Source organism: Lacticaseibacillus hulanensis (assembly GCF_004010095.1).
In the GTDB taxonomy this organism is placed as follows: domain Bacteria; phylum Bacillota; class Bacilli; order Lactobacillales; family Lactobacillaceae; genus Lacticaseibacillus; species Lacticaseibacillus hulanensis.
The window spans coordinates 1-12,182 of the sequence record NZ_RRYD01000010.1; the positions used below are offsets into that span (position 1 = coordinate 1).

A 12,182-nucleotide genomic window follows, 5' to 3' on the forward strand; every position below is an offset into this window, starting at 1 on the left:
AGCCGAGTTCTCCTTGTATATGATCTTGTGGTGATTTCATTGTACAAGGACTCAGGCTGTGAGTCTTTTCTATTTGGCTAATTTGTTGCACTTACATTGTAAATTCGTCACCTTCAAAGCCACGTACTCGACTGCGCAGAACCCAATTACGAGCAGGCCAATCACCTCACCGCGCACAATTAGCGCCCGGCCAGCCGGAATTTGGTTCACAACCAAGATGATTGCAAAGTAGCAAATCCCCGTCATGAGCGTGATATTTTCGCCGCGCGCCATATCTTCCAGCCGCGCCCACAGCACAATCAGGGCAACGCCAATGATGACTTGCCCCACGATAAACCACGGCGACAGGTACACGCGACCAAAATGCGGCAGGTGCCCGCGTAAATCACCCACAATGACTAGCAAGAAGAACGCGAATACCAGGTGCTGACTGCCAGGTTTGGCTCCTCGTAGCGTCCGCCAGCGCGCCCAGGCCAGCCAAATGACGCCGACACCGACGAACGAAACCGTTTGAATCAGAATGTCGCCGAGCGGAAAAACGCGGTTACCGTCAAGTGATTCGAGCAACAGCAGTAATACAAAAGTACTGTACACAGCCAGAATCGCCAACACAATCTGTTGCAGGAGTGGCCGTTTGGCCATCTTCACGATGCGCCGGGCCACCTCGGATGCCGAACCCATGTCGGCCTGAATGTCGCTGCTCGCTTCTTGCAGAGCGACCAATTCATCCTGCAATTCCCGCAGCGCCGCGTTTTTCACTGCCGCGCGCAGTAGCGGCGTGCTGTTCACATAAGCCTGCACCCGCTCATTGAAATCCTTGTACTGATTCGCCAAGACCGTCGCCATAATTACTCCTCCATGAATAACAGTGAATTCACCCTTTGTCTAAGCATTTTACCACTAGCAAGGGGGGCGATTTTTTACCAACAAAAATAAATTCGCCGAAAACATTACGCACCAACCAACGATTGATGTTGGCCCTTCTTCCGTACCTGTGGAACAAAAGTGGACAAATCGTTGTGAAATAGTTATCCACATGTGCACGACTGTGTTTTCCCTTATCCTTTTGTGAAACAAAAAGTTCCAGGCAGCGACTGCGCCTGGAACTTCTAACTTAGTTAATCTTACCGAGCTCCCGCTGCAATTCGCGCGCGGCCGCCTTGTCCCCAGTGAAAATCAGGTGATCGCCAGGTTCAATCAGGGTATCCCCGTGCGGCGCCACGAACTTGCCGGCGCGGTAAATCCGGCTGATGGTGATGCCCGCGATGTTCGGCAGGCCCTGGAGCGCGATGCCAGTGTAACGGTGGTTACGCACAGCCACTTCGTAAAGGCCGGCCTCGGTGTCCGTGAGCAGGCGCAGTGTCGACGGCGTTTCAATCAGACCGCGCATGAGCGAAACATTCACGTTGTAGCTGTTGAAAATTTCGACGCCCTTTTGCGCCAACGCATCGACGCGCTCGTTGGTCAGGTCACGCTCAAACCGTGCGATAATCCGCGGCACTTTGCGCGCCACCGCGGCCTCGGCCAGATGGTAGTTAACCTCGCCGTCGCGGTGCCCCAGGACGAGCACCTCGGTGTCAAACACGCCGGCCGCGGCTAGGGTTTCCTCATCCATTCCGTCAACCATCCGCACATCATTCGCCTGGCTGTTGTACGTCCGGTAATTTTTCTCAGAGTCCGTCACCATGTGGATATCGTACAGCGCACTCGGCAACTTCTGCGCCACCGGAATTGTGAGTAAGTTCGTGCCAACGAACGTAACCTCCGTCTTGTGCACATCTTCCGGTTCGGGCCGGTAGAAGTGGTTAAAAATAATCGGCGAGCAAATTGCCGTGAGCACCGCCGCCAGTGTGAACGCGCCAGCCTGCTGCTCGGTGATGGCGTGCAGGTTCCGCGCAACCTGCAGCGTTGGTAAGACCAGCGTAATGGTGGTCGAGGTCAAAAAGGCGGCCGCGAACGCGTTACTTTGCTTGTAGCGCAACCGGAACACGAAAAATGGCACCACTTTGGCGATGATAAAGCAACCAAAGAACAGCGGGATGAGCATCGCTGCCTGTGGGTCCGCCAGCAGCGTCCGCAAGTCCAACTTGGCCCCAGTCATGATGAAGAAGATGGGAATGAAGAAGCCGTAACCAATTGACGTTAATTTGTCCCGCGTCAGTTCGCTTGGCCGCAGCAGCTTCATGACCATCCCGGCCAGAAACGCGCCGAGAATATTTTCGGCCCCGACCCGTTCGGCGACGGTCACTAGGACGAAGATGAGGAAGAACGCGAGGCGAATATCCAGCTGCGTGGTCGATTTATCGATGTTCGCAAAGACGCGGTACACCACCTTAAACCGCCGGAGCAGAATGATTGCCACAACGAAAATCAGGATAATGAGCCAGATGCGCCCGGCGTGCCCCCCATTCACGGAAGCGTAAATGGTCAGCGCAAGCAGGGGCACAACTTCCCCCAGCACCGCCGTCAGCAAGATTGTCTGCCCAATTGGTTTGCTCAGGAGCTCTTTTTCTTTCAGCGCCGCGATGACAATGCCCAAAGCAATGGTCGAAAACAGAATAATCGCGAGGAAGATATCGCTGAACAACCCGGCCGCGCGCAGGGCAAAGGCCAGTCCCGCAGCGGTGAGCACCACCCCGACGAACGCGCCAGCCGCCAGTGTTGTCGGTGCGATTTGCTTGCCTGACTGCGCCTTGGCTGGTGTGCGGGTGAACAAGTCAAAGTTGATTTCCATCCCCGATAGGAACATCAAAATAATCACACCCAAACTCGATAGCAGGGTGAGATCAGAGGTGGTGTGGACCAGGTTGAACCCAGTCTTCCCAATAATGATGCCGACGATGATTTCCGCCACCGCATTCGGGACGGAGTTGAAATGAAACTTGGCCACAATCAGCGGCGTCACGAGTGCCGCGACCATGACAACGAGTAATGATAATTGAGACATAGGTATCCTTCTTCATACAGAGTAACTTCAAGAGCGGTCTGCACAAAATCCTGGTGACTTGGCGGTCCGAGCAATTGTCCGGCCGTCGATACGTGTTACCTGTTATTTTCGGCGCTAGGTGGACCAAATGCAAGAATTTTTGCGTGGTGTGTCCACATTACCGCACAGGTTACACGCCAAACGTCGCCGCTGCATGAACATTACACAAAAACGGTAGTGTCCGCCAGCCTGCTTGAGGTCAACATTCACTACCGCTTATTAGTTAGATTTTAGTGATTCCCTTTGGCAACGGAGTATCGTCGTCATCGGCTGGGGTTAATTCGGTCTGAACTGGGCCCTTCTTGGCTGCTGCCGGCTTCTTGGCTTCCTCAGCCGCTTCCTCGGCATCATCCTTTGGCACGTAGTAATCCATAATCTTCTTGGTGATTTCTTCGGTCACTTCAGGGTTGTCGGCCAAGTACTTGGTGGCGTTAACCGCCCCCTGACCAATTCGCGTATCACCGTAAGAGTACCAGGAACCGCTCTTCTTGATGATGTCCACCTTGTCGGCCGTGGCCAAACTCAACAGGTCGGCGTAGTGGTCAACACCCTTACCAAACGTGATGGTGGATTCAACCGTCTTGAATGGCGGTGCAACCTTGTTCTTCACAACCTTAATCTTGATGACGTTCCCCAAGACGAGGTCGTGGTCCTTCACCTGGCCACCCTTGCGTACTTCGAGGCGAATCGTGGCGTAGAACTTGAGCGCACGCCCACCGGGAGTGGTTTCGGGGTTCCCGAACATAACCCCAACTTTTTCACGCAACTGGTTGATGAAAATCAACAGGGTCTTGGTCTTGCTGACTTTGCCGGCCAACGTCCGCAAAGCCTGGGACATCATGCGGGCCTGCAGTCCAACGTGGGAGTCCCCGATTTCACCATCGATTTCGGCCTTTGGCACTAGGGCCGCAACTGAGTCGATGACGATAACGTCAACGGCACCGGAACTAACCAGCGCGTCGGCAATCTGGAGGCCTTCTTCACCAGTATCTGGCTGTGACAGCAACATATCGTCAATGTCGACACCCAAGTTGGCAGCGTACTTCGGATCCATGGCGTTTTCGGCGTCAATGTATGCCGCGGTCCCACCAGCAGCCTGCACCGCCGCAACCGTGTGCAGCGCAATCGTGGTTTTACCTGAAGATTCAGGTCCGTAGATTTCAACAATCCGTCCCCGAGGGAACCCACCGACACCAAGCGCGATATCGAGTGAGGTAACCCCACTCGAAACGGCATCAACTTCAATTGAAGTCTTGTCGCCCATGCGCATAACCGCACCGGCACCGAAGTTCTTCTCAATCTTCTTGAGTGCCTCAGCGAGCGCCTTCTTCTTCGCGTCGCCAGTCTTTGGTTCTGTCTTTTCTTTAGTCGCCATACTGCGCCTCCCGTAAAATACTCGATACTTCATTATCGAACATTAGTTTGCAGAAGACAACCCCTGCCGGCAAATTTTTGCAAGGCATCAACGTCACTAATGCACACGTGGCGGACCCGATTGACCTAGCGTGTTTTCAACTTACCGCGGAAATCATCCAACTTGGTGTAGCCCTTTTGCGTCATTTCATCCTGCAATTCGTCAAGCAGGCGCGCAAATATTCCCGTACCCTGCTGGTGCAACGCCGTGCCTACCTGCACCATGTCGGCACCACACAGAATCAGTTCGTAAACATCACGGCCCGTCGCAACACCACCCGTACCGATAATGCGAATGGAATCGTTCAGCCGCTGCCGGAACGCCCGCACATTGGCCAGCGCAATCGGCTTCGCGTAGGCACCGCCGATGCCGCCAAATCCGCCCTTGGGTTTGATGAGCGCAGTGTCGGTTCTCGCATCAATCATGAGCCCGTTGCCGATGCTGTTCATCGTGTTGATGAAGGCGAGTGGGTACCGATTCAGGATGGCCGCCATCTGGTCAAACTGTGCCAAATCGAAGAAAGGTGGCAGCTTGACCCCAAGTGGCTTCTTGAAGAACGCGAACAGTGCGTCCAAAATCTTGACCGTCTGCTCAGGATCGTAGGCAGTCTGTGGTTCGCCCGGCACGTTCGGGCAGCTCAGGTTGATTTCGGTCAGTCCGTTGAAGTCGCTGTCCTGAATCCGGTGCGCAACCGCAATATTATCCGCGAAGGTCGTCCCGACGATTGACATAAAAATAGCGTCAAGGGGGTGCTGCTTTTGGTAACCTTCCACGTAGTCCAGATAGTAATCAATTCCAAGGTTCGGTAGCCCCATCGAATTAATGCTGCCCAGCGTCAGGTCCGCATACCGTGGCTCCGGATTCCCCGGCCGCGGCAAAACGGTTGCGCTTTTCGTGACCATGGTCCCAGATGCACTGGCCACCATTGCGTCCAGTTCATCCTTGTCAAAACAGTTCACCCCACTGGCGTTCATCAGCGGGTTGGCGAAAGAGTATTCGCCAAAAGTTGTCGTTAAATCGAGCATCTCTGCACTCCTTTATTTACTGACTAAAGTATTTGCGTTGGTCCTAGTTTAGCGCACGCGTTTACCCTAGTCCAGTGTAATTGTGCAGACCTGTCTGGGCATTATTCGAGTCACGCAGAGGACTTGCCCGGACAACCAAAAAAGCTCGCTGCAAGGCATGAGCCTCACTGCGAGCTTCAACATACACATTCAATTGAGTTGCAAACTAGCTTACGCGTAAAACAAGCTGCACTATATCAGTACCGTTCCCAGCGCCAGGCTGAGACCGACGCACACGAGACCCAAAATGGCAACGTAGGCCGAGATGCGGACCATCCAGTCACGCTGCGTCAACTTGGCGTCAGCTGGCAGGAACTTCAGCCCGTTCTGCTGCCCCTCAGCAACCTTTTTCTGGTAATCAGCGGTCATCTGACCCTGCACGTACGTCACCAAGGCGTCAGCGGCGACCGTGACCAGCGCGCCAACCACCATCACGAATGTACCCAAGTAAACCCATGTTGGGTTCGGGTAAGCGGCACTGGTTGCCGCCGCGTAGGTTGCGATTGCCCCGATAATAAAAATCACCGCAAAAGCCACCGACGCTAGACGTAATTTCGCCGTGAGCGGCGCAAAGTACTGCGCCATTAGCTGTGCGCGGGCCTTCATCCCCGTGTCGTCAAGGTCAAACTTGGTCTTCGCCACGAGCTGACTGCGCGCGGTGCTGATGCTGCCAAGAATGATTGTCAAAATCAATACGACAATGAAAAAGATACTGATCCAGAGCTGGAATTTCGTCAATTTTTCTACCACCTAACTACTTAATAGGATTAGCTTAGCAGAAGTTTGTGCGCAAAAAGTGAAGAAACTCTGAATTCAGCGGCGCACCCCCCTGACGCATCCTTATTCTGCGCGGAGAGCCTGCGCGGCGTCTTTGCGTGCCGCCATGCGTGCTGGCACGTGGCCACCGAGGATTGTCAGCACGGTGCTGACAATCACCAGCAGGATGGCGTGCATTGGGTTGAGCACGGCCACGTTCTTCAGGTCCGTCATGTTCTGCAGCACGACGTTGATTGGGAACGTTGCGGCCCAGGCAATGATAATCCCGAGCACACCGGCACCAACCCCAAGAATGGCGGTTTCGGCGTCAAACACACGCGTGATATCCTTTTTCCGCGCACCAAGGGCCTTGAGCACCCCAATTTCCTTCGTCCGTTCGAGCACGGAGGTGTAGGTGATGATGGCAATCATAATCATGCTCGTCACCAGCGAAATGCCTGCGAACGCAATCAGAACGTACGTGATTGCATCTAGAATGCCCCCGGTCATGTCGGAGACTGTTCCGGCCAGGTCGGTGTAGATAACCTGGTCGGCCTTCTTCTTGCCCTTGTTGAACTTATCAAGGTAATCCAGAACCTTGTCTTTGTCCTTGAAGTTGGTAGGGTAAATCTGGATGGAACTAGGCTTCTTGGACCCGCCGAGTGCAGTGAGCACACTGGCCTTCGTGCTGGCATCCATGCTTTCACCCGTCATGACGTTGGCGGGTGCGGCCTTTTGTGCCTTCACGATGGCGGAGTTCTTGTTTTCGTTCAGCACCATCTTGGTGAGCTGGTCGCTGTACGCAATCCCGCTGGCCAAGAGTCCGTCACTATTCTTGGTTTTCACCCGAACGATGGCCTTAATCGTCAGCGTCTTCGTGTCCTTTTTGTCCGCCATGGCCGCATAATCGGTACCCGGAACAAAATTCCCGGTTGCCAGCTTTGTGTAGTAATCATCGTTCGTGACGAGCTTAATGGTTTTGCCCACCAGTTTGTTATAATCGAACTTCTGGTTTTCCTTAACGTTGATGCCTAGGTTCTTCAGCGTGTTAATGTTCAGCACGTTGTCGCGGTCGACCACCAGCACGATGTCTGTAGCCTTGGTTGGGTACGCGCCGTTTAGCACCTTGTAGTTCTTCTTCAGGAAACTCTGGTTGCCGTTCCGATCGATTGGGTAAACACTACCGCCAACCCCAGTGGATGCGGCCATCATCGCGCCGGCATCCAGGGTCTTGGAATCTGGGTTTGCGTTGCTGAGCTTGACCGACTGGTACTTGCCGTCAACATTGCGCACGAGGTTCATCCCCGTACCGTACGTCACCGCAATGTTCTTGGCCAACTTCTTGCTCATCCCGTTAACGTACTTCAGGTACTTGGTCGAAAGGTCGTTAACGTGCTGGGCCTTATCCGCCGCGCTCGTCTGCGCCGTGACGTAATTGTTCTTACTAAACTTGTTGCTTCGGTTGGACGCACTGGCAGCCGCACTGGTGTCGGTGCCGACCGGACTAATCGTCACTGGCATCGTCGACAAGGTTTCGGATTGCGTCTTATCAATCTGCTTTTGGAACCCGTTGGACAGCGCAAGCACAATGGCAATCCCGATAATTCCGATGCTGGAGGCGAACATCGTGAGGAAGGTCCGGCCCTTTTTGGTGCGGATGTTGTTAAAGGACAGGCGCAGTGCGGTGAGGTAGCTCATCTTGGTGCGCTTGAGCTTGAAGTCGTCCTCTTTGTCCCCCTCAACGTGCGGGTGCGAGTCGTCCTGAATCTGACCGTCCGCGAACTTGATGATGCGGTCCGCATACTGGTAGGCCAAATCCGGGTTGTGCGTAACCATGATGACAAGCCGTTCTTTGGAAAGGTCCTTAATCAGCTTCATGATTTCCTGCGACGTTTCGGAATCAAGCGCCCCGGTTGGTTCATCGGCCAGCAGGATCTCTGGGTCGTTAGCAATGGCCCGCGCAATGGCGACCCGCTGCATTTGCCCACCGGACAGCTGCGTCGGCTTCTTGTGCATGTGGTCTTTCAGCCCGACGCGGATGAGTGCGTCCTCCGCCTTCTTCCGCTTGGTTGCGGCATCAACGCCGGACAGCGTCATCCCCATTTCCACGTTATCCATAATGGACAGGTGGGTAATGATGTTGTAGGACTGGAAAATAAAACCGACCGAATTGTTCCGGTAAGCATCCCAGTCAGCGTCCTTGAACGTCTTCGTGGACTTCCCCTTAATCAGGAGGTCACCGGAGTCGTAACGGTCAAGACCCCCGATAATGTTGAGCATCGTTGTCTTCCCGGAACCACTCGGGCCGAGAATCGCAACGAATTCCTGCTTACGGAAGGCAACGGAAACGTCGTCCTGCGCCTTGGTCAACGTATCACCGACGTGGTAATACTTCTTGATGTGCTTTAACTCGAGCATAGTTCCTCCTTCATATTCAGACGCCATCCAACTAATCTGAATCATTCACATTTGTTTTAATGATACACCACTAATTACGCGGCCAAAATTCTGTGGGCCGCGGCGCTGCGTTCATCATGGATATATTTCGCCAGCGCGCCGTAATTATCGATGAATTTCAGTATAGACTACATTTAACAATTGTCAACGATTGATGATTGTTAAATGTTTAAAACTCTGCTACAGTGGGGAATAGCGAATCAGGTAAAGTTCCTTGGAGGAGTTAATCAATGACCGATAACAAAGAAGACCAGCGTGACGTTGATCTGTTTGGCGAATTGTTCGTTCTCACCGCTCAGACCATCTTTCGCAGTGTGAATTTAAGCGATTTGCACCTCACCACCCTTGACCACATGACCATGATGACCATCTACAGCCACTCTGGCATCAGCATGTCCGACCTTGCCGAGGCAATTGGTTTATCGAGCGCGCAGATTTCGCGCACCGTCACCAAGCTGGAAGAGCGCGGTCTGGTCCAAAGACGGCACAACGAAAACAACCGGCGTATCGTCAACGCCTACCCCACCACAAAGGGCCAGCAGATTGTGCAGCACCAAATGCACCTGACTGAGGAAAGCGTTAATGCGCACCTCGGTAATCTATCGGGACAGGAACGCGCAACACTCACCGCTAATTTCACCTCCGTGCTCAGCCTGCTCGGTAAGGCTGGCATCGTGAAATCACCAGCACTAGATGATGATCAGAAGTGGCCACCCCTGCCGCAAGCGTAACGGTTGCGTTAGAATGAAGGCATCATTTAGAAAACGAAGGCAAAAATTTTGATTACACTCAAATCACCCCGCGAAATTGCGGGGATGGCAAAGTCCGGCGCAATTCTGGCCGGTGTGCACCACATGCTCCGGGGACAGCTGCACGTGGGCATGGATACCTGGGACATCGAGCGCATGGTCGACGATTACATCACAAGTCGCGGTGCCACGGCCTCCGAAAAGGGCGTCGATGGCTACAAGTACGCCACCTGCATCAGCATCAACGACGAGGTTGCCCACGCGGTGCCACGTAAGGGCCTCAAGCTGCAGAATCACGACCTCCTGAAAGTCGATCTGTGCGTCAACTGGCACGGCTACCAGAGCGACTCAGCCTGGAGTTACGTCATCGGGGAGAGCACGCCGGAGATTGATCACTTGATGGATGTCGCACACAAGGCCCTCTACCTGGGCATCGACCAGGCCCGCGTCGGCAACCGCATTGGCGACATCGGCAATGCCATCGAGGGCTGGGTGGAAACCGAAAACGGCATGGGTGACGTCCGCGAGCTCGTTGGCCACGGCATCGGTCCGTCCGTCCACGAAGCACCCGACGTTGAAGCATACGGACTGCCCCACAACGGCCTGCGCCTGCGCGCCGGCATGGTCATCACCATCGAGCCAATGGTCAACCTCGGCACCTGGGAGCTGGCAACCAAGTACATGCCGGACGGCTGGGAGTATTACACCAGTGCCGACAATACCCTTTCCGCCCAATACGAACACACCCTGGCCATCACCAAGGACGGGCCCAAGATTCTGACCAGTCAGGACCCCGAGTTCGACGCCAAGTACCTGCTCACACCAGATGAACTGGATTATCCGGACCTGTAGGGTGACAAAACAGATAATTAAATAACAAAATTAGCAAAAAAACAGGCTAATTTACCGCCTCGTTAGCAAAAAATAAATAGCCGTGTGCGACAATAATAATCGTGAACTATGACCATTATTGCCGCATACGGCTATTTTTTATATCAGCACTCCGAGGCTCCGGTTTGCTTGGTCGAACCCAACATCCGTCCCAACGCAGGACACGTTGAGGACACCCAGCTCGTCCGCAATACTGTCGACGAAATCATCCGGCTTCAGGAATTGCTTGGGGCTGTGCGCATACCCAACCCCACCTGGTGTGCCCATGAAAATCAAATCACCGGGCAAAAGAGGCACCGAATCGGCGATGTAATGCACCGCCGTGACTGGGTCCCACGTCATTTGGCCGAGCCGCCCGCTCTGCTTGCGGACACCGTTCACCCGCGTTTCAAGGTGCACGTTCTTGACCCCATCAGTCAGCTCATCCACGGTTGTGATCCACGGACCCGTGGCCGCAAACCGTGGGTGACTCTTGCTTAGTAGCGGCTGCCCGCCAGTCAATTGCTGCTGCCGGTCGGTCAAATCCTGCCCGAGCATGTAGCCAAAAATGGCCTTGTCCGCATCCGCCAGGTTACCGCGAAAAAGCTTGCGCCCAATCACAACAACCAATTCGCTTTCCCAATCAACGGTTGCGCTAGATAACGTTATTCGCGCCCGTGGTCCCGTAAGCGCACTGATGGGCTTACTGAACACGCGTGGTACTTTGCTATCCAAATGCATTTCTTGTGCATGATCAGTGAAGTTACCCGCCAGCGCAAATACTTGGTGCGGCGCCCGGATTGGCGCCTGCAAATGCCCCGGAATTAACACTTCATTGTACACTGCACCTTGTTTCTGCCGCACTAGTTCGTGTGGCTGCCGAATAAGTGCCGCAATATTAGCGGCGTCAATTCGCGCGCCCAATAGCTTATTGTCCTGCTGATGAACAAAATAGGGTTGACCTTGATACATTGCTATCCGCATGTCGCCATCTCCCTTTTACTATTTAACTTATGCCAGTTTCACACCTTCATCATATACTTTAATATAACAAATTAAAAGGTGACACTACCCGCTTCACAGTAAGTATTGCGACTTAACAGAGGAAACCAGCTTCCTGATTACCGCCTTAAAACCTAAACGCTCTTCTTCTGTTAAATCAACAAGTACCCCCGCGAAGAACTCACGGTAGCGCCGTAGTTCCGCCCGCCCGGTTGGCGTGAGGTCGATGTTCACAACCCGCCGGTCCCGACTAGAGCGCGACCGGCTGATCAGCTTTTTCTGCTCCAGCTTGCTAATGAGCTCCGACGCCGATGCCGCGCGGATGTGCAACTGGGACACAAGCTGCTTTTGTGTAATGTGCGGACTCGTCGCAAGGATACCCAAGACCTTGCCCTGGCCCCGCGTGCCGCTTGTCATTGTCCGCTCATCGTACCTGCGCTGAGCATCGGCCATATACATACTGAACCGCGTAAATTCATCAATAATTGCTTCGTCAACGGGAGTCACACTCCGCGTTTGTACATTTTCTGCCATTCTACACAATTCCTCCGAACTATCTGTTTCGATTTTCTTCGCGCTGCCGACCCTCCTTAAGAAAAATTCTCCTGCAACAATCTAATTGCACCCACAGTATAAACCCCAAAACTATTTTTGGGGCACCCTTAACTTTTCGATGAACATGCAAATTTGTTTGACTATTGATCACTCCGCCCCAGCCTTTGCACTTTGGCTGAATTGCAAAGGCCCATCCCCGCTAGTCTATCCGCCGTCTTTGTCAGGTATACCAATATTGTTTTTAATTTTTATGTGCAATAAATAATTCAAGCAAATTAGTTGTAAATGCCTATTTTCGGGCATTTGCCAGTGTGAAAGCCGGTTTACAA

10 protein-coding genes are annotated in these 12,182 nt (G+C 53.5%); 2 read left to right on the forward strand and 8 right to left on the reverse strand.

What is annotated here, in order from left to right:
• Positions 1-69: 69 nt before the first annotated feature.
• The 6 genes from EKN00_RS10805 to EKN00_RS03455 all read right to left on the reverse strand — a co-directional run bounded on the left by EKN00_RS10805 (position 70) and on the right by EKN00_RS03455 (position 8,638).
• Positions 70-846, reverse strand: a complete 777-nt coding sequence (locus EKN00_RS10805) for a hypothetical protein (protein ID WP_164848003.1) — start codon at positions 844-846, stop codon at positions 70-72.
• A gap of 268 nt (positions 847-1,114) precedes the next feature.
• Positions 1,115-2,947, reverse strand: coding sequence for a cation:proton antiporter family protein (locus EKN00_RS03435; RefSeq protein ID WP_127848756.1), 1,833 nt, complete (start codon positions 2,945-2,947; stop codon positions 1,115-1,117).
• A 262-nt stretch (positions 2,948-3,209) separates the two neighbouring features.
• The gene (recA, locus tag EKN00_RS03440; protein WP_127848757.1) at positions 3,210-4,361 is read right to left on the reverse strand and encodes a recombinase RecA; all 1,152 of its coding nucleotides are present in this window, start codon (positions 4,359-4,361) and stop codon (positions 3,210-3,212) included.
• A gap of 125 nt (positions 4,362-4,486) precedes the next feature.
• The gene (locus tag EKN00_RS03445) at positions 4,487-5,425 is read right to left on the reverse strand and encodes a dihydroorotate oxidase (protein WP_127848758.1); all 939 of its coding nucleotides are present in this window, start codon (positions 5,423-5,425) and stop codon (positions 4,487-4,489) included.
• Between the two features lie 231 nt (positions 5,426-5,656).
• Entirely contained in the window at positions 5,657-6,202 is a 546-nt protein-coding gene (locus tag EKN00_RS03450) for a hypothetical protein (RefSeq protein WP_127848759.1), read from the reverse strand.
• Positions 6,203-6,304: 102 nt separating this feature from the next.
• Positions 6,305-8,638 carry an ABC transporter ATP-binding protein/permease gene (locus EKN00_RS03455; RefSeq protein ID WP_127848760.1) on the reverse strand — a complete coding sequence of 778 codons (2,334 nt, stop codon included), beginning with the start codon at positions 8,636-8,638 and terminating at the stop codon, positions 6,305-6,307.
• A gap of 269 nt (positions 8,639-8,907) precedes the next feature.
• Between EKN00_RS03455 and EKN00_RS03460 the strand changes: the two genes are divergently transcribed.
• The gene (locus EKN00_RS03460; RefSeq protein WP_127848761.1) at positions 8,908-9,408 is read left to right on the forward strand and encodes a MarR family winged helix-turn-helix transcriptional regulator; all 501 of its coding nucleotides are present in this window, start codon (positions 8,908-8,910) and stop codon (positions 9,406-9,408) included.
• A 48-nt stretch (positions 9,409-9,456) separates the two neighbouring features.
• A complete protein-coding gene (gene map / locus EKN00_RS03465) occupies positions 9,457-10,278 on the forward strand; it encodes a type I methionyl aminopeptidase (protein ID WP_127848762.1) in 822 nt (273 codons plus the stop codon).
• 138 nt (positions 10,279-10,416) lie between these two features.
• Here the strand turns inward: map and EKN00_RS03470 are convergent, their stop codons facing one another.
• Together EKN00_RS03470 and EKN00_RS03475 are read right to left on the reverse strand one after the other, a co-directional pair.
• Entirely contained in the window at positions 10,417-11,280 is an 864-nt protein-coding gene (locus EKN00_RS03470; RefSeq protein ID WP_127848763.1) for a fumarylacetoacetate hydrolase family protein, read from the reverse strand.
• 93 nt (positions 11,281-11,373) lie between these two features.
• A complete protein-coding gene (locus tag EKN00_RS03475) occupies positions 11,374-11,832 on the reverse strand; it encodes a MarR family winged helix-turn-helix transcriptional regulator (RefSeq protein ID WP_127848764.1) in 459 nt (152 codons plus the stop codon).
• Positions 11,833-12,182: the final 350 nt, after the last annotated feature.